At 43.3% G+C, this 23148-nt stretch carries 21 protein-coding genes; 9 read left to right on the top strand and 12 right to left on the bottom strand.

The features are described from left to right. Positions 1-42: 42 nt before the first annotated feature. Both rpmF and ACH0AB_RS07160 read right to left on the bottom strand, forming a co-directional pair. Positions 43-228 (bottom strand): 50S ribosomal protein L32, encoded by a 186-nt coding sequence (gene rpmF, locus ACH0AB_RS07165; protein ID WP_007115626.1) that lies wholly within the window; start codon positions 226-228, stop codon positions 43-45. A 246-nt stretch (positions 229-474) separates the two neighbouring features. Further along, positions 475-1107, bottom strand: a complete 633-nt coding sequence (locus tag ACH0AB_RS07160) for a YceD family protein (RefSeq protein ID WP_406877729.1) — start codon at positions 1105-1107, stop codon at positions 475-477. Positions 1108-1251: 144 nt separating this feature from the next. On the opposite strand from ACH0AB_RS07160, the gene ACH0AB_RS07155 reads away from it, so the two are divergent. Next, positions 1252-2052: an elongation factor P hydroxylase gene (locus tag ACH0AB_RS07155; RefSeq protein WP_406877728.1), complete on the top strand. Its 801-nt coding sequence runs from the start codon at positions 1252-1254 to the stop codon at positions 2050-2052. 55 nt (positions 2053-2107) lie between these two features. Here ACH0AB_RS07155 and ACH0AB_RS07150 read toward each other — a convergent pair whose 3' ends face one another. The 5 genes from ACH0AB_RS07150 to ACH0AB_RS07130 form a co-directional block, all read right to left on the bottom strand. After that, on the bottom strand, positions 2108-2671 hold the full coding sequence (locus tag ACH0AB_RS07150) for a c-type cytochrome (RefSeq protein WP_095356606.1): 564 nt from the start codon (positions 2669-2671) through the stop codon (positions 2108-2110). Positions 2672-2836: 165 nt separating this feature from the next. Next, positions 2837-3319, bottom strand: a complete 483-nt coding sequence (locus ACH0AB_RS07145; protein ID WP_309596496.1) for a hypothetical protein — start codon at positions 3317-3319, stop codon at positions 2837-2839. Positions 3320-3392: 73 nt separating this feature from the next. Next, positions 3393-4109 (bottom strand): ribonuclease PH, encoded by a 717-nt coding sequence (gene rph, locus ACH0AB_RS07140; RefSeq protein ID WP_076776475.1) that lies wholly within the window; start codon positions 4107-4109, stop codon positions 3393-3395. A 132-nt stretch (positions 4110-4241) separates the two neighbouring features. Next, the gene (locus ACH0AB_RS07135; protein WP_406877727.1) at positions 4242-5978 is read right to left on the bottom strand and encodes an AMP-binding protein; all 1737 of its coding nucleotides are present in this window, start codon (positions 5976-5978) and stop codon (positions 4242-4244) included. Between the two features lie 125 nt (positions 5979-6103). Continuing rightward, positions 6104-7918 carry an AMP-binding protein gene (locus ACH0AB_RS07130; protein ID WP_406877725.1) on the bottom strand — a complete coding sequence of 605 codons (1815 nt, stop codon included), beginning with the start codon at positions 7916-7918 and terminating at the stop codon, positions 6104-6106. A 434-nt stretch (positions 7919-8352) separates the two neighbouring features. On the opposite strand from ACH0AB_RS07130, the gene parC reads away from it, so the two are divergent. The 6 genes from parC to dapC all read left to right on the top strand — a co-directional run bounded on the left by parC (position 8353) and on the right by dapC (position 15853). Beyond that, the gene (parC, locus tag ACH0AB_RS07125) at positions 8353-10602 is read left to right on the top strand and encodes a DNA topoisomerase IV subunit A (protein WP_406877724.1); all 2250 of its coding nucleotides are present in this window, start codon (positions 8353-8355) and stop codon (positions 10600-10602) included. Positions 10603-10837: 235 nt separating this feature from the next. Further along, positions 10838-11116: a hypothetical protein gene (locus ACH0AB_RS07120; protein ID WP_312115735.1), complete on the top strand. Its 279-nt coding sequence runs from the start codon at positions 10838-10840 to the stop codon at positions 11114-11116. Beyond that, complete coding sequence (locus ACH0AB_RS07115) at positions 11113-12564, top strand: leucine-rich repeat domain-containing protein (protein ID WP_406877723.1); 1452 nt, start codon at positions 11113-11115, stop codon at positions 12562-12564. The genes ACH0AB_RS07120 and ACH0AB_RS07115 overlap by 4 nt, the downstream gene beginning before the upstream one ends. A 2-nt stretch (positions 12565-12566) precedes the next feature. Beyond that, entirely contained in the window at positions 12567-13955 is a 1389-nt protein-coding gene (locus tag ACH0AB_RS07110) for a phospholipase D-like domain-containing protein (RefSeq protein WP_406877722.1), read from the top strand. Positions 13956-14095: 140 nt separating this feature from the next. After that, on the top strand, positions 14096-14449 hold the full coding sequence (locus tag ACH0AB_RS07105; protein ID WP_406877721.1) for a hypothetical protein: 354 nt from the start codon (positions 14096-14098) through the stop codon (positions 14447-14449). 195 nt (positions 14450-14644) lie between these two features. After that, entirely contained in the window at positions 14645-15853 is a 1209-nt protein-coding gene (dapC, locus tag ACH0AB_RS07100) for a succinyldiaminopimelate transaminase (protein ID WP_406877720.1), read from the top strand. A 90-nt stretch (positions 15854-15943) separates the two neighbouring features. Here the strand turns inward: dapC and ACH0AB_RS07095 are convergent, their stop codons facing one another. Next, positions 15944-17335: a patatin-like phospholipase family protein gene (locus tag ACH0AB_RS07095; protein WP_406877719.1), complete on the bottom strand. Its 1392-nt coding sequence runs from the start codon at positions 17333-17335 to the stop codon at positions 15944-15946. Positions 17336-17717: 382 nt separating this feature from the next. Beyond that, the gene (locus tag ACH0AB_RS07090) at positions 17718-18278 is read right to left on the bottom strand and encodes an NUDIX hydrolase (RefSeq protein ID WP_007115639.1); all 561 of its coding nucleotides are present in this window, start codon (positions 18276-18278) and stop codon (positions 17718-17720) included. A 340-nt stretch (positions 18279-18618) separates the two neighbouring features. Between ACH0AB_RS07090 and ACH0AB_RS07085 the strand changes: the two genes are divergently transcribed. Continuing rightward, positions 18619-19218, top strand: a complete 600-nt coding sequence (locus ACH0AB_RS07085) for an NUDIX hydrolase (protein WP_076776489.1) — start codon at positions 18619-18621, stop codon at positions 19216-19218. Positions 19219-19237: 19 nt separating this feature from the next. Here ACH0AB_RS07085 and ACH0AB_RS07080 read toward each other — a convergent pair whose 3' ends face one another. Further along, a complete protein-coding gene (locus tag ACH0AB_RS07080; RefSeq protein WP_406877718.1) occupies positions 19238-21046 on the bottom strand; it encodes a D-alanyl-D-alanine carboxypeptidase/D-alanyl-D-alanine-endopeptidase in 1809 nt (602 codons plus the stop codon). 323 nt (positions 21047-21369) lie between these two features. Between ACH0AB_RS07080 and ACH0AB_RS07075 the strand changes: the two genes are divergently transcribed. After that, a complete protein-coding gene (locus ACH0AB_RS07075; RefSeq protein ID WP_406877717.1) occupies positions 21370-22131 on the top strand; it encodes a hypothetical protein in 762 nt (253 codons plus the stop codon). A gap of 75 nt (positions 22132-22206) precedes the next feature. Here ACH0AB_RS07075 and ACH0AB_RS07070 read toward each other — a convergent pair whose 3' ends face one another. Together ACH0AB_RS07070 and ACH0AB_RS07065 are read right to left on the bottom strand one after the other, a co-directional pair. Beyond that, on the bottom strand, positions 22207-22854 hold the full coding sequence (locus ACH0AB_RS07070) for a 3'-5' exonuclease (RefSeq protein WP_406877716.1): 648 nt from the start codon (positions 22852-22854) through the stop codon (positions 22207-22209). A 49-nt stretch (positions 22855-22903) separates the two neighbouring features. Further along, positions 22904-23148 (bottom strand): transposase (locus tag ACH0AB_RS07065; RefSeq protein WP_406877715.1); only part of this gene is annotated, 245 nt, incomplete at its 5' end.

Here is a 23148-nt window from a genome sequence, read left to right as displayed (position 1 = left end):
AATGCATACTAAGCTATGTCAAAGCCCTGCATTTTGCGCTAATTATTCAGCAACGGCTGCTACTTTGAATAATTGACGACCACGGTAAAAACCGTCTTTAGTCGCATGGTGACGGATGTGTTTTTCACCGGTAGTTGCATCTACAGCAACAGCATTGATTGTGATGCGGTCGTGTGAACGACGCATATCACGGCGTGAACGGCTTTTACGGTTTTGTTGAACAGCCATGAGGTTAGCTCCTGTGCTTCTCGCTATTAAAACATCGTTCCCTTAACCTCATTACATCATCATGCAAACAACTTGATATCGATATTTGGCATGGATATAAGGCAAACTATTGGAACAGACAATCAGATAAATTTATAAACGCCATATTATACGTAAAAAAACCTATTTAGCAAAGCCTTAACCGATATTTAGTGGCAAGTTTTTGTTACTACGTGTATGACGGGATATCTAATGGCGTGGTTGTTATTAACTTTTTAAGCTTGCCAGTACCGCAAACGGATTTTCTTTTTCCGCCACTGCCTCTGGTAACTCGCCCACCTCAGTCACTGCCATTTCGCAGTCGTCATGCTTGGGCGCTAATGGCAAATCCACCAATAATTCATCTTCAATCATCGGTAATAGCCAAAGTTTATTGTCATCCGTTAGCTCATCAATCATAATAATTTCTGTGCCTTCATCAAGCAATGCGACGTGATTTTCATCTTCAAGTAGCGCAAGCTCACTATCGACATCCAGACTTACTGCGACGGGGTCTAGGCAGCGCTGGCAGGTTTGCCAAAGCACGCCCGTGGTGTGTAGTTGCCAAAATACCACGTCCCCTTTTTTCTGAATGTCTAATATCACATCCAGTGGCTGATCGTTATGATGATGTTCATCACTCAAGGCATAGATACGTGGCAAATCCTTGAGACTCACCTTGCCTTCCCAGTGATAATGGTTGTCATTGTTATGCTCCCAACGTGCCAAGTCAATAAACTTAACCAAGCTGGCACTGGCGCCAATCTCACTGGTAGTATTATTGGCGGTCTTGGATGGGGCAGTTGTCGGTACATCTTGCGATGATTGTGATGGCACGTTTGATAAAGAATGTAGCGTCATTTCACCGCTCCTTTTAATTATGTTGCGTTACAGTATAAAGCATACTGACGTCCATTGCATGGTAGCATGTTGTTGGCCTGATTTCCTAGTCGATGCGGGCTGTTAAATTGTATAATAGCAATTTTTATCGACCCTACTTTTGCTATGTCCACACACCTATCGCCACTATCCGCACAAATATCACCACGAGCCCTTGCTATTTTTCCCTTTATGACGCTGCCTTTTGTCAGTCAATTCGCGGTGGTGCCTGTATTAACCAATGATATGGACACAACGGTGATTGACCAACAAAGGGCGCATTTAGCATTAAGGGTTAATTTTTTGCCCGTACTAGCCAGTATATCAAAGACAAAAAATCGCCCTTTGACTGACTATCAATGGGTATCGGTGGAAGCATTACAAGTGCAATGGCTAATGGGTTGGTTCAAACTGTGGTTTTTCCATCATGATACGATTTTGGTCAAAGGCGAGCATGAGCCTGAATATTTTGCCGCGACCGATACTGAGCCTGCCAAAATTGTGTTTGCGCATGGATTTTTTGCCAGTTCCTTGCATGAAATTAGCCATTGGTGTATGGCAGGTCAAAAACGCCGATTGCTCAATGACTTTGGCTACTGGTATGCGCCCGATGGACGTAATGAGCAGCAGCAGCAACAGTTTGAACAAGTAGAAATCCTGCCGCAAGCGATTGAATGTTTATTGACGCTGGCTTGCAACAAACCCTTTAGTGTGTCTAAAGATAATTTGTTTGCCGATTTTGACACCAGTCAAAGCACTTTTGAAGCTGATGTACAAGCCCAAGCGGTGAAGTTTTGGCAAACGGGGCAAAAACTGTCAACCGATGCCAAATTCTTGCTAAGCCAGTTAACTAAACTGCGCCCGCTACCATTGACCTCGTTTGATATCTTTCACAATTTTATCAAAGTTAATTTTTATCAAAGTTAATTAGGCCAATAAAAAAGGCAGTTATTGAACACTGCCTTTTTTTGGGTATAAAAACTTAATCTTCTTTATATTTTTCATGACAGGATTTACAGCTAGCGCCCAAATCACCAAATTGGGTTTTGATGCCATCAACACTGGTTGCAGTCGCAGCGGCGGCATTGAGGGCACTGGCAGCGGTTTTAAATTTATCAATTTGTTGTTGGAACCCTGCAGCATCGCGCCAAATTTCATCTTTTGCTTCACCGCCTTTGGCTGTCTCTGGATAATGCACCCAAGGATTTTGGTTAAGTTTCTCGGCGGCGGCTTTGACTTGCGCGGCATCAAATTTGCTTGGGTCTTTGACCATCGCACCAATGGTCTGGTTGGTTTTTTTCCAATCTTTCATGATTCTTTCACGCGCTTTTTTGTGGTCTTCTGGCGTCATGTTAGGGTCAACTGCCGTGGTCGACGTCGTTGTGGTACTTACCGTAGCGGTTGCCGTTGCACCATTGGCGCTAGCGGTAACTGTGGTAGCAGGCGCTGAAGCAGTAGTTGTGGTGGTGGTTTCTGTTTTTTTATTACAGCCTACCAGCGCCATCGCAACGATAAATGGGGTGGCAAATTTTAATGCAGTCGACATCGTCCTTTCCTTCCATGTTTTTGGTTTATATTGGTTTAATAATGAATGTTATTATCAGAGTGTGGATTAATCATCTCTAAGGATTTTAACAAGTATTGCCAAAAAAATTATTATGATTTGGTAACTAAGGCTAACCACTATGTGAGATAGGGTGTGGTTTTTTGATTAAGTGCTTTGTAGTTTGATTGCTTTGCCTTGGGCTTTGATGGGCTTACCTTGTAGGACGGCTTGGGCGATTTTGATATGTTTAGGGTCATGAAAACCTGTGATGTGATACAAGGTTAGACCGTCAGCATTGTAGATGATCATGCCATCGATTGTGTGCTCAATGCTATCGCTAGGCAATAATTGATAACTTGTGACTTTAGCACCTTGGTGATGGCTAAAACCTTGTTGGGTCAGTCGCAGTTCACCCCCTGTCAAAGTGGCCACCTCTTTTTTTCGGTTGAATGATTGCCACGCAACACCTGCGATGATGGCTAGTAAAATCATCAGCGAGCCGATGGCGACTGAGAGCATTTTAAATGCCATCAATAGCCCTACCCCGGCAATGGCGATACCCATCCAGAGTATTTGGGTCAGCTTGTTTGGTGTCACCGCTTGACTTTGCAAACCAATGGTAACGCCTGTCTCGGTGACTTTTAACATAATCATCTCTATAACGATTTCAAGGGCGTAGCGCCTACGCCCTTACTAGCCCAGCTTGTTTTGTTAGGCTATTTTACCAACCTAGCACTGCTTGTTGTTCGGCAATCAGCTGTTTGATACCTTCTTCAGCAATCGCTAGCATTTCGTCCACTTGCGCACGGGTAAAAGGTTTTTCTTCGGCAGTGCCTTGAATCTCAATAAACTCGCCTTTTTGCGTCATCACGACGTTAAGATCTGTGTCACAGCTTGAGTCTTCGCTATAGTTCAAATCCAAGAGTACTTCACCATTTTTGATGCCCACAGAGACCGCTGCTACCAAGCCAACCAAAGGATCGGCTTTGAGTTTTTTGGCGGCTTGCAGTTTTTCTAACGCATCGACCAATGCCACAGCCGCACCGGTGATACTGGCAGTACGAGTACCGCCATCGGCTTGCAGCACGTCACAGTCGATATGGATGGTATTTTCCCCAAGCTTTTCAAGATCTACCATCGCTCGTAAGCTACGGCCAATCAACCGCTGAATCTCTTGGGTACGACCTGATTGTTTACCTTTAGCGGCTTCGCGTTGGGTACGCTCGTGGGTCGCACGTGGCAACATACCGTATTCAGCGGTAATCCAGCCTTTACCTGTGCCTTTGAGCCAGCGCGGTACTTGGGTTTCGATACTGGCGGTACATAGCACTTTGGTATCACCATAGCTGACCAGCACGGAGCCTTCGGCATGTTTGGTAAAGTTACGCACAAAACTAATTGGGCGAAGTTGGTTGTTTTCACGATTATCGATACGCATAAGATTCCCTAAAAGACCGCCTTGACGGTTTGGTAGATAGTTTTTAAGCAATGGGCAAAAATTACAGTGGTTTTATGCTACCTTGCCAACCCAGTTTTAGCAAGACAATTCCGTCGGCAGCATGGCAGGTTGCTATTCAAGCCCTTCGCGCTTACGCAGCTCTTTACGTAAAATTTTACCAACATTGGACTTGGGCAGACTATCGACAAACTCGACATAGCGTGGGCGTTTATAACCACTTAAGTGCTGTTTACCAAACGCCAGTAGTTGCTCAGCGGTGACGCGGTTGTGTTTTCTGACCACAAATATTTTGGGCTCTTCACCGCGCGTCGCGCTTGGTACGCCAATCGCCACACACTCGAGCACATCGGCATGCTCTAGCATCACTGACTCAATCTCATTTGGGTAGACATTAAACCCTGACACCACAATCATGTCTTTTTTACGGTCAACGATTTTGATAAAACCGCGCTCATCAATGATACCAATATCGCCCGTGCGCAAATAGCCTGTCGCGGTAAACGCATTAGCAGTCTCAACCGGTAGATTGCGATACCCCACCATCACTTGCGGGCCTTTGACAGCGATTTCCCCGCGTTCGCCAATGCGCACAGGTTGGTCGTTGTTGTCCAATAAGATGATGTCAGTGGCAGGGGTTGGCAGCCCGACTTTGTTGGTAAATTCTGCGATAGTTAACGGATTAAAGGTAATCACAGGCGCGGTTTCTGAGAGCCCATACCCTTCAATAATCGGTAACCCTGTGATGGTGTGCCATTTTTTAGCAACGCTGGGTAGGATTGCCATGCCGCCGCCAATGGTGGCTTTGAGTTGGGAAAAATCGAGCCTTCGAAATTCAGGATGCTGTATCAAGGCGCTAAATAGCGTATTGACCCCCAAAATAAAATGCGGCGGTGTACGCCTTAGCGTATTGACCAGTTCATTGATATCACGTGGATTGGGCACGAGTCTTGAGGCAAACCCACGATACAAAATAAAAATACAGCAAATGGTGAATGAAAATACATGATACAGTGGCAACGATGCCAAAATAATATCTTCCTGCCCTTCTTCATCATATGCGCTGCGAATCAACGCATCGATTTGCAGCAAATTGGCAATCACATTGCCATGACTGAGCATCGCGCCTTTTGCCGTCCCTGTGGTACCACCGGTATATTGAATTAATACGATATTCGATAACGTGAGAGTTGGGCGTTGATAAGCCTTGCTAGTGCCCGCTAATAATTGACTAAAATAAATCCAATTACCTTTGGGCGGCAAATCGGTGGTTGCTGAGACCAAATTGATTAACGCGCCTTTGAGTTTACCTTTCAAATCGCCCAAACGACAGATGATTAAATGATGTAAATCGCGGTTAAGGTTATCGCCAATGTCTTTGTAGGTATAAATAAATTTATCTAATATAAACAACGCCTTGATATCGGCATCATCCATTTGATGCTCAAGCTCGCGACTGGTATAGGAAGGATTCATACTCACCAGTACCATGCCAGCACGGATGACGCCAAGGGTAATCACAGGATATTGCAAAATATTGGGCAACATCACGCCAATAGCATCGCCGACCTTGAGCCCTAACTGCTGTAAATAAGTGGCAACTTTTAGACTCAGTTTATCTAGCTGCTCGTAAGTAATCTCTTGATCATCGCAGTAATACGCCACTTGTCGTGCATGTTTGGCAAACCCCGCTTCTAAGATGTCAATCAGCGACGTTCGCTCATCTGGCATATCGATAGTACTACAAATGTTGTAGCGCTCGTAGCTAATCAGCCACGGTTGCTGATTTTTTTCCCATTCATACATCTCATGCATCGGGCGCTCATTGATTGGTGAAATAGCGTCATCCATAAACTCAGTATTACTCGTAACAGCCGATTGGTATTCCCAATTTTATAAGGTTAGTTGGGCGCGATGCAATAAAAAACCCAACTAATCTGATATAGAAAAGCTGGGTTTTGGCAACAAGTGTTAGCTTACTTTTTTTCTTCAAGTTTACGCAGTTCTTTACGCAGGATTTTGCCAACGTTTGATTTTGGCAATTCATCCACAAATTCAACTTTACGCGGACGCTTATAACCGGTTAACTCGCTTCGTGCATATTGCAGCAACTCTTCCTCGGTGAGGCTTGGGTCTTTACGTACCACAAACGCTTTTGGTACTTCACCGCTTTTTTCGCTCGGCACCCCAATTACCCCGACTTCTAATACTTTAGGATGCGCCGCTAGCACCTCTTCAACTTCGTTTGGATAAACATTAAATCCTGATACCAAAATCATGTCTTTTTTACGGTCAACGATTTTGAAGTAGCCTTGCTCATCAATGACAGCGATGTCACCGGTTTTGAAATAACCGTCTGCTGTCATTACTTCTGTAGTGGCTTCAGGACGCTGCCAGTAGCCTTTCATCACTTGTGGACCTTTAACTGCAATCTCACCACGCTCACCTGCTGCGACTTCATTGCCGTTGTCATCGAGCAGTTTGATGTCGGTGTTGGGCATCGGGATACCGATTTTGGCGCTAAATTGCTCTTGTGCCAAGGGGTTTAGGGTGGCAACGGGTGAGGTTTCGGACAAGCCGTAGCCTTCTAGGATATTGGTACCTGTAATACGTTTCCACTCTTCAGCGGTTGAAGGCAATACCGACATACCACCGCCTAGCGACAAACGCAATTTGCTGTGGTCTAATGCGCGAAAACCGGCGTGGTGCGCCAAGCCATTAAATAATGTGTTCACCGCTGGGAAGAAGACTGGCTTATATTTTGCTAGTTCTTTGACAAAGCTGTCCATGTCACGGGGGTTTGGAATCAATACACCCGTAAAGCCCATGTTCATACCTAGTAGCGCACAGGCGGTAAATGAGAAAATATGGTAGAGCGGTAAGGCAACGACGACGTACTCACCCACCATTTGATTGGGGAATACTTGCCTGGCGAACTCTTGGCACTGTAGCATATTGGATACCAAGTTACTGTGGGTAAGCATCGCCCCTTTAGCAACCCCTGTGGTGCCGCCAGTGTACTGTAGTACCGCAATATCACTGCCTTTGATACCCTCTGGGCGCTGATAGCGACTGGCAGATGCTTGCTTGATCACACTCTTAAAGGTCACATGCCCGTCAATTTGCCAAGCTGGAATGGCTTTTTTGACATACTTGACCACGGTATTGACTAGCATACCTTTAAAGGTACCCATCAAATCACCGATTGAACAGACGATAACGTGATCAACCATTTTTTTGCCGATATCTTGATAGGTCTTGGCAAAGTTTTCAACGATAAATAACGCTTTGGCTTGCGAGTCTTCTAACTGATGGGCTAATTCATGAGCGGTGTATAGTGGATTGACATTGACCAAGATAAAACCTGCGCGGATGATACCAATCATACACACTGGGTATTGCAAGATATTTGGCATCATGACTGCAACGGTATCGCCTTTTTTTAGACCCAATCCCTGCAAATACGCCGCGATTTGGCGGCTGTAAGTGTCTAGCTGACGATAGGTCATGCTACTACCCATACACACAAAGGCATCACTACCATTGAATTGTTCGAAATTCTTTTCAAAAACATTCATTAGGTTGACTTCGTCACCGGGCATTTGCATGTTATAGTTCATGCCGTAATGCTGGTAAGTCTTTAACCAAGGTTTCTCATGATGATCGGTAAGCTTTGGCGCATGTGGCTGCGCTTCCCTATTATCGACGGGAGTATCGACGGGAGTATCGATAGGCGCATTGTATTGGGCATTGTTGTCAGGGGTTTGAGCTGAGGTGGTTGATTCATTCATGAGAAATTTTTTCCTTAAGTATGCGGTCTATCAGCGAATAGCATATTGATAATTAAAAGAATTTTTATAAAAAGGTCCATCCCACTACTAAAAATTATATTAAAAATCGCGGCCAAATGTGTTATTAACATACTAAATATTTACTCAATTCTCAAGCCTATTCTCTGTACTTATGGGATGATAAAAATGATTTCGCGTCGAAATAGTTGTCCATTATTTAACCGTTAAAGCAGCTACAGAGTCCAATTGTCTTTAAAAGGCATTTTTGCGACACATTTTGACGTGTAAAACTGGGCAAATTTGCCATGTCATGGATTAATACTTGTTTTTCTACTCTCAAGCTTTATGATATTTCCTCATACTTGTTATCTCTCTTTTGCACTTTCTTTTTTTTGCACTTTCTTTTATTTTTTGTCATTGATTAAGTAACCATTATGTCCGATACCTTTGTAGCAAAAATTACCAAACCAAACGATTTGAATAACCCCACTCGCTCAGTCGCTGAATTTACCGAAAACGCGTATCTGAACTATGCGATGTACGTCATCATGGACCGGGCATTGCCACACGTTGCCGACGGGTTAAAACCTGTGCAGCGCCGTATCGTGTATGCGATGAGCGAGCTTGGGCTCAAAAATACGGCCAAACCCAAAAAATCAGCGCGCACTATCGGTGACGTCATTGGTAAATACCATCCGCATGGCGACTCCGCCTGTTATGAAGCCATGGTGTTGATGAGCCAACCGTTTAGCTACCGTTATCCACTCATTAGCGGTCAAGGCAACTTCGGCTCGCCCGACGACCCAAAATCCTTCGCTGCGATGCGCTATACCGAAGCCAAGCTATCGGCTTATGCCAATACCTTGCTAAACGAGCTTGGTCAAGGCACTGTCGATTGGCAAGACAACTTTGACGGCACCTTGCAAGAACCCGTCACCTTGCCTGCCCGCCTACCGAACATCTTGCTCAACGGCACAACCGGCATTGCGGTCGGTATGGCAACCGATATTCCGCCGCATAACTTGTCTGAAGTGGTCAAAGGCTGTATTGCGCTACTTAAAAAACCCACAATGACGGAAAAAGAGCTGGCAAAGTACATCCCTGCACCCGATTTGCCGACCAAAGCAGAAATCATCACCTCGCCTGAGGATTTGCTACAGCTATATAAAACGGGTCGTGGTAGCTACAAAATGCGTGCTACTTATCATGTCGATGACAAAGAAAAGAACTTAGTCATCATCGATGCGCTACCCTATCAAATCTCCGGTAATAAAATCATTGAGCAAATTGCCAATTTAATAAATGCCAAAAAACTGCCTTGGGTGACCGATATCCATGACGAATCCGACCACCAAAACGCTTGCCGTATCGTGCTTGAGCTGCGCTCAAGCCGTGTTGATATCGAGCCGATGATGAGCCATTTGTTTGCCAGTACCGACCTTGAGAGTAATTACCGCGTTAATCTCAACATGATTGGCACCAATGGCAAACCCCAAGTCAAATCACTGCTTACCATCCTCACCGAATGGCTCTCTGTGCGCCGAGATACTGTCACGCGCCGTTTGCAATACCGCTTAGATAAAATCGAGCAGCGCTTGCATATCTTGGCAGGTTTGCTGATTGCCTATCTGCATATTGATGAGGTCATCCGTATCATCCGTGAGGAAGACGACCCAAAAGCAGAATTGATGACGCGCTATGATTTGACCGAAATCCAAGCCAATGCGATTTTGGATATTCGTCTGCGTCAATTGGCACGCCTTGAAGAAATTGAGCTCAAACGTGAACAAAGTGACCTAGAAGCAGAAAAAGCCCAAATCGAAGCATACTTGAACAACCCAGACAAATTGACGGGTTTAATGATTGAAGAGCTCACTGCCGATATGAAAGAGCATGGCGACAAACGCCAATCGCCGATTGTAGAACGTACGGAAGCCACCGCGCTTAAAGAAACTGACCTAGCCCCAAGCGAGCCTGTGACAGTCATCGTGTCAAAATCAGGCTGGATTCGCTCCGCCAAAGGGCACGATGTCGATGCCGCCAATATGAATTACCGTTCGGGCGATGCCTACCTTGCCCATGCGCAAGGCAAGTCCAATGAAAAAGTCTATCTCATGGATAACACCGGTCGCAGCTATCGCCTCGATGCCCATACCTTACCCTCTGCGCGGGGGCAAGGCGAGCCGCTCACAAGTCTGCTAAAACCCACGGGCGGAGCAAGTTTTGTCAATGTGCTGATGGGACAAGATGACAGTAAGCTTATCATGGCAAGCTCACAAGGCTATGGCTTTATTAACACCTTTGCTGATCTTGATACCAACCAAAAAGCGGGCAAAAATGTGATTAATTTTGATGACGCCTATAGTTTAATAACCCACCAAATTGGTGAGCAAGATACGCTAGTTGGTGTGGTCAGCTCAGCAGGGCATTTGCTGGTATACCCATTGACTGAGTTACCGATGATGAAAAAAGGTAAAGGCAATAAGCTAATTGATTTAAAAGACGGTGACAGCGTGGTCGCCATCACGACCTTTAGCGAAGGGGATAGTTTGTCATTGGACAGTGGTAAACGCACCTTGACGCTCAAACCGATGGATATTGCCAATTTTATGGGTACACGCGGTCGACGCGGCGCACTCTTGCCAAAAGGGTTTCAAAAGGTGAGTGGAGTAACGAAAGTCTGATTTTAAATTCATTCCATTGTGAGGTGCGTTTTACGCACCTTTTTAATTGAATAAAAGCAAATTTTTAGTCAGTGATTTTTATGTGATAAAATAGAAAAGCGAATAGTATTTATTAATACAAGTAATTGATTTATATATAATTTTTCATTAATAGAAGTTGACTTTGGATTGTATTTTGTTATTATGCAATTATCTATTTTTATTAAAAAAGAAATATAAAATGATAAGTATTAACATGACAAACAAAGTAACTGAAGGTAGTGCTAAATCACGTTTTAAAGAAGGTTTTGCTAGTCAGCTATTTATTACCCCTACTGAACAAGGTTATGAGATTTGGATTGAAGACCATTTTTTACATAAAAGTCGTTTAATTCCATTGGTAGACTTTCTTGGAAGATTTGGTGAGCCTATAGTTTTTTCAACTTTGAATCTAGCCAAAATTACTGCGAATAGAATCTGTGATGATAGTAAAATTTTAGTGCTAGAATCTTTAGATAAGGTAGTCATAAATTGATTAATAATAAAAACCAACTTACCACTACCGCAGAAACAGGCGTAGCTTTAAGAAATGCAAGTAAAAGTTTAAAAATTACGAATAAGTTATTGGCAGAAGTTGACGATTTCGAGAAGTATTGGGAGTGGTGGTTGTCGCTTGATGATGAAGGAAAAGCTGTCTTATTGAAGGATGGTCTAGGTTTAGATATCGTTGACTATGGTTGGAAATGGGGAGAAATAGTAGACAACGATCAAGAGAGAATTTCATACATCACTCGCTTAGATATAGATTGGCATGATAGAAAGACTATGAGGAAAATTATTAGTAGCATCGTAGGATTAGAAGAAATTAATTTATATGAAAATCCAGTTACGTTGAATATTCTATCAAAACTATTATATCTCAGAAGGCTTAATATAAGTAAAAATTGGTATACAGAATGCGACTGGATTATAAGTATAGAATGTTTAAGTCCATTAATAAATCTTGAAATACTAGAGATGGACTATAATTTTATTGAAGATCTATCGCCAATAAAAAATTCTAAAAGTTTAAAATTTCTTAGCGTGATTCATAACAAAATTAGCGATATTTCTGTAATATCAGAATTAACCAATTTAGAAAATTTAAATTTATCTGAGAACTTTATAATTGATATTTTAAGTTTATCGAATTTAATAAATCTAAGGACATTAAATTTAAAAGATAATCGTATAACTGATATTTCTGGTTTAAAATCTCTCAAAAAACTAACTAACTTGGAAATGAGTTGGGAGTATGTAGAAAATCTTGAAGTTCTTGGTTGTCTTACTTATTTACAAAAACTTGACTTGACAATAGTTGATTCAATGATCGGCGATATTTCTGAAGGCAATATCTGTGATATATCTTTTTTAGAGAACTTAATTCAATTAAATGAACTTACTATAATTAGACATAAAGTAAAAAATATAAGCCCTTTAAAGAATCTTACTCAATTAAAATTTTTAGCTCTAGGTTCGGATAAGCTTGATGGAAATTATACAGTTTATGGAAATTATATTGAAGATATTTCAGCTTTAGAGAATTTAGTTGAATTAGAATTTTTATTTCTTACTGATAACAAAATTAATGATATATCAATTTTAAAGAGTTTAGGAAAGCTAACCAAATTAGGTTTAGCTGGAAACAATATTAGTGACATTTCGGTTTTGAAGCATCTAGAAAATCTAAAATGGCTTCAATTAGGTTTAATTGAAGCTAATGAGATAGTCTACGGTAACCAAATAAAAGATATATCATGTTTAGCTTTATTGAAAAATTTAGAGTATTTAGACTTGTCTGGAAATCCCATTAAGGATATTTCTTCACTGGCATATTTAAAAAATTTGAAGTGGCTGATATTGCAAAGTAATAATATTAATCACTTAGATATTGAATGGCTTAGAGAACAGCTCCCTAACTGTGAAATATTTTTTGAAAACTAAAAATGCAAACCGAAGCCCTATTTGAAAACATCGCCGACCGTATTGAGCAAGAACTCACCCAAGCTGAGCAATCCATCTATATCGCAGTCGCATGGTTCACCAACTCACGCCTATTTGACTTACTACTTACTAAAGCCAAACAAGGCATCACCGTCCAACTACTCATCAGCAACGACCAAATCAACCAACAAAGCCCCATCGACTACAGCGGGCTTAACATCGGTAACTCAGTCGCTTACCTTATTGGTGATGGCAAAGACGACCTAATGCACAACAAATTTTGTGTCATCGACGAATACACCGTCATCAACGGCTCATACAATTGGAGCAAAAAAGCCGAACGCAACCACGAAAACATCATTATCACCACAGGCGACAGCGTCCTTGCCCAGTCTTTTATCAAGCAATTCAAAAAAATCCGTAATAGCTACTTCGACCACCAAGACCATATCCCCGACTTACCACTCGATAAAATCATCAAACGCCTAGAAATACTCAAAAACTACGTCATACTCGAAGACTTAGACGACATCGAGCGAGAAGCCGCAAAACTTCAAGTCTTTAGCTTTCAACAGGACATCAACCAAATAACTCATGCGTTACAATTGCATCAATTTAGCACCGCTATTGGGTTAATAGATGATTTTATCAAAAACCACCAAGCCATTGTTATTTACAATGATATTGACTTAGTGGCTCTAAAACTTGAGATTCGACAACTTGAGCATCAGTTAAACGCTTACGATAATGAGAAAATTGAGCTCGAAAAATTACTAAGTGAATTTAATTATAGACATACTAAAGAATTAGGCTCATATATTAGTAGACTCTTACATTTACGTAAATTGTCGTGCGAAAATGACCCAGAAGCCTATGCTGAAGCTGTCCAAGACGAAGCTGAATATCACGAACAAATTGAAATTGAAAATGCCAAAACTATTTTTGAACTAGACGCACAACAACGCAAAGACTTAAAAAAAGCCTATCGCAAAGCCAGTCAAATTTGCCATCCAGACCGAGTGAGCGAAGACATGAAAGACGTTGCCGAACAGCTTTTTATTCACCTTAACCAAGCCTATGAACAAAATGATATTGCGACAGTCAATAAAATCTTGGCAGAACTCGAACAAGGCATTTTCGCCCCACGATCCGAAACAGTCAGCGAAAAATCACAACTACAAGCCATTATCACTCAGCTAAAATTTAAAATTAGCCAAATTGAAACTGAGATTTTTGAGTTAAAAGACGATGAAACTTACCAAACGATTAGCGAAATTGATGATTGGGATGAGTATTTTAACCAAACCAAAGAACAGCTAATTGATGAAATCGTTAGGTTAGAGCAAAAATTGAAGGAAGCAAAACCATTTTTTGGCTTTTTTAAAAGTTAAGTTATAGAAACTATATAAATTAACTGAACGCATTGCCGCACTTCTAAGAAGCCCGTAATAATTCAACACAAAAACCGTATTTAACCGTTGGCAGAAAATCGCTATGCTCTGCCAACTTTGCAATCAAAATCAAACTTTCTATGTACGACTCCGTATTCCAAGACATCAAAACCCATATTGTTAGCTTCACAGGCTTAGAGCGAGATGCCCTGCATATTTACGTTGGAATTGGGGTATTTCTTATCACAAGTCTACTTTTTAAAAATCACCGCTATCGTTGGCTTATCGCCTTATTCACGGTGATTGCTGCTGCCAGCATGGGTGAAGTGCTAGACCGACATGACCAGCTTATAATTGACAAGCACTGGTACTGGCAAGGCAGTGTGCATGATATAGTAAATACCTGCTTTTTCCCCACTCTTTTTACCTTGATACTCACCTTTACCCATTTTTTTGAGCGAAACATCGCCCAAGCTCATGGTTCAAAACGTTAATTGGCTATCAACTTTTAGCAAACTTTTGGTTCAATCTTGGCAAACTCAGCGATTCGGGGTAAAGTAACCTCATTTTTCGCAGTATTTTTAACACCCCAGTATTTTTAAAATCAGAGTGTTTTTAAAATCCCAGTACTTTTAAAAACACAGTATTTTAAAATTAGTTCTCTCGAATATATGGACAGCCAACCCCTTATGAATCCGCAATTACAACTTTTGCATCCTTATCCGTTTGCCAAGATGGCAACGTTGCTACAAGGCATCACCCCAAACCCAGACTATGCCCCGATTAAACTGGGTATCGGTGAGCCGCAGCACACACCGCCACAGTTTGTGCTAGACGTCATCAAAGACAATCTAGCTAAAATTCAAAATTACCCCACCACCAACGGTTTGCCCGAGCTGCGCCAAGCGATTGCCGATTGGGTACAGCGCCGTTTTCAGGTCAAACAATTAAATGCCGACACCCAAGTATTACCTGTGATGGGTACACGTGAGGCGCTATTTAGTTTTGTGCAAGCGGCATTTGACCGCGAGGATAGCAAACGACCTTACGTGGTGATGCCCAATCCGTTTTACCAGATTTATGAAGGGGCGACGCTGCTCGCTGGTGGACAGCCGTATTTTGTCAATTGTACCGCCGACAATAACTTTGTCGGGGACTATGACAGCGTGCCAAGCGAGGTTTGGGAAAAGACTCAACTGGTCTTTGTGTGTAGTCCAAACAACCCAACTGGCTCGGTGATGGATATGTCGCAGTGGCAGCGTCTGGTTGAGCTATCGGATAAATATGGCTTTATCCTAGCCAGTGACGAGTGCTACAGTGAGCTATATTTTGAGGTGCCGCCAATTGGACTACTTGACGTCTGCGCCAAACTCGGACGCGATGATTTTGCCAATTGCGTGGTGTTTCATTCGCTGTCAAAACGCTCCAATCTACCTGGCATGCGCTCAGGATTTGTGGCAGGTGATGCCAAGCTACTAGCGCCGTATGCCCAGTACCGCACTTATCAAGGCTGCGCGATGCCGATTCATCATCAGCTCGCTTCGATTACCGCGTGGCAAGATGAAGTCCATGTGGAAGAAAATCGCAAACTATATCGCCAAAAGTTTGATTTGTGGATGGACAAGCTGTCAGACAAATTACCGCTACGCCGCCCTGATGCCGGTTTTTATTTTTGGTTGCCGGTACAAGATGATGAGCAGTTTGTCAAAGTGATTTATGAACAGCTAAATATCCATGCGCTCGCAGGGCGTTACCTATCTCGCGATACGCCCCCATACCAAAACAACAGCGGTAACGCTGGCAAAAACCATGTGCGCATGGCATTGGTTGCAGATATCGCACAAAGCAGCGAGGCGATTGACCGATTGCTGCGCTTAGACTTATCAAATTTGGTGTAATTTTTCATAAAAAAGTGATGGCTAGCTACCATCACTTTTTTTGACTTTTTATAAGCATTCAGCTTGTAAAGATTCAACGTACAACGACTGCTAGTCTTCAAGATTTTTTAGCAGAGTACTGACCTGTGCCAGTCGTTTGCGTTTTTGGTGGATATCATGGCTGACAAAGATGTCATCGGTTTCAGGTAGCATAAACCAATCTGGGTGGCGAAAAGTGTTCTCAATATCTTGTAAGCCACTTTCCCAGTGCTCTTGCATGGTTGAGCCGCTAAACTCATAGTCTTTATAGCCGCGCTCATAAGTCTTTTTATGATAAATCAGATGAATCACGTTTTTGACACCGACTTCCGTCATTTCGCGGGCTTTGTTGACGCACAGTTCTTCAACTTTATCAATTTTGGCATCGTCATCGATGATTTTGAGTAACTCTTTGATAAGGCGCGTATAACGCAGCTTTTGCGCCATAAAGTCAGTAACCATGCGGGTTTTGCTAGAGTATTGAATGTCTTTGATGCGCTCGTCAATCTCCATCATATTTTCTGGCACCGTGCCCTTGGCATTCCACAAATCCACTTGGAAAATCAATTGCTTGAGGTGCTCTTCATGGCTTAAGATTTCATTGAGCGGCGTATTGGACACCAATCCGCCATCCCAATAATACTCCCCATCAATCTCAACCGCTGGAAACCCTGGCGGCAGTGCACCCGATGCAATAAAGTGATCGTAGTGGAGTTCTTCATTTTCATTGCTAAAAATGGCAAAGTTACCGTTACGCACATTGACCGCAGACACCGATACTTTCATCCGATTGACGTCATTGACCAGTTTTAAATCACAATAACGCTCCAGGGTTTCGCGCAGCTTGTCGGTGGTATAATAGCTTAAGTGATTGGGGGTGGTGTCATACGGCACAAAATAACGCGGTTTAAAAAAACCACGCTGTCCTTCAATCATGGTTTGCCAAGCCTCAGCGGTAGATTCCATCACCCGCAGTTGCTGCTTTAAAAAGCCATTTTCAAATATCCACGGCATAAAATGGCTTACCATGTCAATCTTGCTGAGTTTATCTAACTCATTGGCCGTTTGACGGTAGACATTCATCCCTGCAGGGGTGTAGTTACGATGGGTGATGGTGTTCCAAAACCCTTGCAGCGCCGCCAAGCGGTTCTCTGGACGGTTACCTGCGATGATGGCGGTATTGAGCGCGCCGATTGAAATACCTGAGATACGGTCGATTTTGATGCCTTGTTTATGCAGCCCTTCATAAATCCCTGCTTGGTAGGCACCGAGCGCACCGCCACCTTGGAGCAGCAACGATACGCTATCGTATTGTTTGACCAATTCTTTGAGTGGTGGCGTGCCTTGTGGTGTGGGCTGATTGGGGTTTGGGTTTGGCGGTTCTATCGCCGTGATTGGTGATGAAGTATCAGTTACCGGCTGGGGTGGTTGCGCAGGTGTGGAAATGGTTTTTCTAGTCGACATAGTAATCTCATCATCCATAAATATATTGTTTTTTTATCTAGTATAGAAGATATATCACTCAAGTATTGTAGCAAGATTTTATAGCGACAAAATGATATATGCGTGACTTTTTTTAGGATTTTGTCATTCATGAACCTTTGATTACACATAAATTGCATATTGCATAAAGGTGAATACACGCAATTTTAAAAAACTGACTTATAGTAAAAAAAGCGGCTCAATCATTGTTGTATTTAGAACGTAGGTATTTAGAGCGGAGATATTTGAAGCCTAAATATCTGGAGCCTAAATTCTGGAGCCTAGATATTTAGAGCCTATGCGCTACGCCCGTATCTTTTTAGCTAACAATTTGCCGTTTAAAATTTACCGTTTAAATGGACAATTAATCGCCCAAATGCACGTCTTTGACAATCACTTGCTGATGGATGGGGAAATTACCGAGCGTCGCCCCTGCTTTGCGGTCAGCAAAATAATGTTGCAGTGTTTCAATGACATTTTGGAACGCCAAGTCTTCCCAAGGAATGTCTTCTTCGGCAAACAGCGCGCATTCTAGACTCTCGATGCCCACCCCAAATTTGCCATCTTTGAGCGAGCCGATAAACATCACATGAATCTGTCCGATATCTGGTATGTCGTATAGACAATATAACTCTAATGCACTACCGATAGCTTCGGCTTCTTCAAAACACTCACGATTGCCCCCATCTTTCATGGTCTCGCCAAGCTCCATAAAGCCTGCGGGCAACGTCCAATAACCATGCCGCGGTTCAATCGCGCGGCGACAGAGCAAAACCTTACCTTCATGGATGAGTAAACAGCCATTGATGACCTTGGGATTTTCGTAATGGATGTAGCCACAAGACGGACACACGATGCGCGGACGACTGTCCATCGGCGGGATTTTGGTTTCGGCTAGATGACCGCATTGCAGGCAGTAAGGCATGGTATTTTCCTATTATTTTTATGTTTTGTAAGGTGAAAGTCGTTTTAAGTATGGTAGCATTGATTGCAGGTTTTTACATGATAAAAATGAGTTGAGCAGCCGATTATGAGAAAGTTTAGCTTAGTAAAGAATTTAGCTGGGTATTAAGTTTGGGATTATTAGCAGGTTGTAACGCGCTGCATACCCAGCCTAGTATGCAAAAAACTATTTCAGCTATGCCAGCATTACCGTTTGATAATGATATCGACAATAGACAATGAGTTTTAGATAAATTCGGTCAACTCAAAGCGCCCTATAAACATTGCGAAATTGCCCATTAAATTTTGATGAATTAAAAAATATGTCCACAACTAGATTTCAAAGTCCCTTACTGACCCAACTGGCAGAGCGAATCGCAAAACTGCCATTCGACCCCACGCCGCAGCCGTATTCGGTACTCATCGCCATTACCAATGAAGCTGAGCCAAAAATTTTGTACTCGTTGCGCGCTTCGGATATGCGAGAACATGCCGGCGAAGTATCATTTGCAGGTGGCAGACGCGAAGACACGGACGATAGCAACCAAGCTACCGCGTTACGAGAAACGCATGAGGAAACGGGTATTCATCCCAGTCAAGTGACTGTGTTGGGCGAATTGCCACTACAATTTGCCAAAAGCGGCAGACCTGTCAAGCCGATTGTAGGGGTAATACCACCCAGTGTTAACCTTGTGCCAGAGATGTGCGAAATTGCAAGGCTATTTTGGGCGGATTTAGCCACGCTCATTCACCAGCCGACCATCGATTATGCGTATGATTTGGGTCGCCAAGTGATGGTATCACCCAGCTTTATCATTGATGGCGAGACCGTATGGGGCTTGACTGGGCGCATCACCGCAAGCCTACTGGAAATAGGATTTGACCGCCAGATTGATTGGTATTTTAATGTTCACGATAAATAGCCAATCAACCACAAACCAATTACTGCAGCGCTGTCCACGCTAGCATTTCATCGAGCACGGCTTTGGCATTGCTATTATTTTTGACATTGTCGGCATTAATCATCCCAACCACTGCATACCATTTTCCTGATTTGCCTTGAACATAGCCTGCCATACTGGTGACATTATCGAGCGTGCCTGTTTTGATCCAAGCATGCCCAATGGCAGGGTTATTTGGCTGGCGCAGTTTGAGCGCTTTGATGGTACCCGACTCGCCTGCCACGCCCAACGAATCACGATAAACCGTAAAATTGGGTGAATGATAGGCGAGAGTTAGCAGCGCTAACATGCTATTGGGCGCCACGCGGCAATCACGGCATAAACCTGAGGCTCTAGTCATCACAGGGGGCTGAGCTTGGGGCAGCTTTTGTTGCCACCACTGGTGGATGTAGGCAAAGGTTTTTGGATAAGTGCTGATACGCTGCTTGTCGGCATACAGCGGTAGCGACAAGGCGATTTGTTCCGTCATCACATTGTTGGAGTGCTGATTGATGTCTTTGATTTGTTCGTGCAATGGATTGGAGGCGACATAGCCAACCAATTTTGGGGTCAAGGGTTTGCCAAAGTATTTTAGGTATAAGCGAATATACCAAGGTAGTGCTTGCGGTATCGCCTTGGCTTGCTGCATATAGGGCACTGCAGGGTTGGCAAATTCAATATTCCCTGTAAAGTTTGGCAAGATTTTTTGCCAGTCAGCGATGATTTGTTGTTTGACCAGTACATCCCCATCAGGAAACGTCAGATAGCGCTTTTGCTCACCACAAAAGGCGGACGCGGTTTGGTGAAAGCTCAATCCTGTAGACGTCAATGTCCCAATCCAATCATCTTGGCTGCTATTGCAAGGCGCTTGACTGGCTTTAAGTGTTGTAGGCATAGTAAAGTTTGCCAGCGCAGGCTTTAGGATGACCTGATACGCCGCGACGTCTTTGGGATTAATCGAGGGTTTGCTTTGGATTTGCTCAAGATTTGCCGCGGGATTGTCGATATCTGTCGAAGCTGATGTTGTGGGTTGCGTGACACTGCTGGTATTAGGTTTTACGACCGGTGCGGCATTGGGTTTTGGCAGTGGCACTAAATCCACTTCCACCGTACCAAAATTGGTCAACAAAGCATTGGGCTGGGCATTATAAGGACGTAAGCCTTTACCATCAAACGCATTAACATCAAAATCCACCCCTTGAAACTGCTGATTGTCGATGATTAAATTGCCTTGTACTTGCTGAATACCCTGTGCTTTAATCATGGCAAGCAGTTGGTACAAGCGCTCGTTTTCCAGTTTTGGGTCACCACTGCCCTGCACAATCACATCGCCATAAAGCGTGCCTTTCCACACAAAACCATGCTGATACAATTTGGTTTGCCAAACAAAATCTTTGCCCAAACTATCGAGCGCCACATAAGTGGCAATCAGTTTTTGCGTAGATGCAGGGGTGCGTGGCACATCAGCATTATAACTAAACAAAGGCGTTTGGGGCGCAGTCGACGCTGCATTTTGCGGATTGTCCGTTAACGGTTGTACCACCATGCTCAGGCTATCGGTCGGAATATTGGCTTGGGCAAGTTTGGCTTGAATCGCTTGAGGTAGCTTGTTGACTGGATCGCGCTGACCCATGACTGCATGGCTTTGCTTGGTCACTAAATCAGTGAGTATTGGCAACTGGACTTGTGTGGTATCTGACGTATGACCCACCAAGGACAGACAAGCCATCCCTAGCAACAAACCTGTTTTTAAAGACAATAATTGAGTAGCGCGGGTTTGCAGACCCACGGATTGGCGCGAATTTTTCATAACGACAGCAACAATGTGACGAATCTATACTAGCGAAAATAACTAGGCAAAAATAAATTAGGCAAAAAATAAGCTGCCACCTTAGCGCTTTTTGCCATAAAAATCCACCTGATTTCATAGCAAATCGGCTAAAATTAAGGCATTTAGACAAACTGCCGTAGCCTTCTGTTGCAATTCTCTACATTTCAATTTTCAGATATTTGCTAAACTGTCGCCTAATTGCCACATTTCAGTCACTGCTATTGCCGTTTTGGGTTTCAATCGAGAACGCTGACCCCTTGCTTTGGGGTGTTGGGTCAAAATTATTTAGGTTAAAAAAATTTATGTTAAACAAATCTATCGCCACCTCTGCCATGACTATAGGTGCTATGAGTGTCGTGCTAGCGTTATCTGCATGCTCAAAAAAAGATGACAAAGCCGCAACCACCACTGCTTCTGCAACGACGACTACCACCACGTCAGCTTCTACGACTACTGCACCTTTGGCAGCATCCCAAGCCATCTCTAGCGCGCCTGCTAGTGCTGCTGCTGTTACCACCACCGCTTCGTCAACCACAACTACTGTCACCACGCCAGCGACTGCAGAAAAAACCGCCAACGTTAGCAGCGCCCCTACAGTTGCCGCCAATAATGCCGCGGCTGCAACACCCAATCTTGCCCTAAAAGCGGATTTGACTCAGTTATTTAAAACCTTAAATGAGCTTGACCGCACTACCCAAGCCAAACAAGCAGAAATGGCAAAAAAAATGCAAAACGCCAAAACGCCTGCTGACCAACAAGCTTTCTTTAAAGAAGTGGTGGCACAGTTAGACTTGCAAAAAGCCACGCTCAACAAACTAAAATTTAATGACCCGCGTGTCGCACAAACCCGCGATAAAATGGTTGAAAGTATCACCAATAGCCGTGCCGGTACGGCGGCTTTAATCAAAAAACCAACGGCAACCCCAGAGACCAATCCAGAAATTGCTAAGTCGATGGAAAAAGCGCAAAAATCCGCTGAAGAAGCCCGTACCATGTTGATGCAATTAACTGAGGAAGCAGGCATCAAACCAAAAGGCGCAGACGCCGCGGCTAGCAAAAAATAAAGTCATTTTTAGATAAAAAACTCTCATGATGAGAGTTTTTTTATGTCGGTTAGCTTTTATGACTTCATAAGCCCGCTATGACTGCATCAAGTGGGTGAATAACATGGCAGTCATAATGGCATCATTGAGGGCATTATGTGCAGGTAATCGCGGGATTTGGTATTCTTCTAGCAGTTGATTGAGGTGTGGTAACTGCCCAACTTGGCTGGGGTCATGTCGATGCTGATTTTGTTGATACAAGCGACTGACATCGACAAGTTTATTAGCCAGTTCCACCCCTAAAAACGGTTTGGCAATGGCATTTAAAAACGCCATATCCATGTCCACACAAAACCCAATTATCGGACGGTTTTTAAGCATGGGCAATAATTGGGTGAGCATCTCGTCATACGATAAGCCATTGTCGACATCTATCGGTCTTAATCCGTGAATCACAATGGTGTCGTGGGTGGGCATCACAGGCGGACGACATACCAAGGACAGCGCGCTGTCGGTATCAATCACAAACCCGTTACTTTCTTTGCGTACCTGTACTGCACCGACACTTAAAATATAATCTTGTTTGGCATTTAGCCCGGTCATTTCTAGGTCTAGGCTCACCCACTCATTGGGAACTTTAGATAGCTGGGTATCAAACAGATAAGCGTACTCAGGCTTGCTGAGTCGCTGTTTTTGTCGCTCAAGTTTTTGACCGCCGAACAGATTTTTGATGCGATGAAACATGGCTTTTCTCTAGGCAATTAACACTATCTATTTAGGTTCTGTTGAACATTCAAAGCTTCAGCCAATGATAAGCAAAGGCTAGAGCGACCAAATTCTCATAATTACGTTTAAGCTTCTCATACCTTGTCGCAATACCCCGATAATGCTTAATACGACAGAAAGCATTTTCAACCAAATGACGAGACTTGTATAAATGCCAATCCATATGTTCATTTGATAATTTAGTGTTACGCTTTCTTGGAATATTAGCTATGGTTTGACTCTCTTCAACTTTCTCACGAAAGCACTGAGAGT

The sequence above is a fragment of the Moraxella sp. 179-F 1C4 NHS genome (assembly GCF_045370505.1).
Lineage (GTDB): Bacteria > Pseudomonadota > Gammaproteobacteria > Pseudomonadales > Moraxellaceae > Faucicola > Faucicola tetraodonis.
This window is presented reverse-complemented; position numbering and strand designations above follow the sequence as displayed.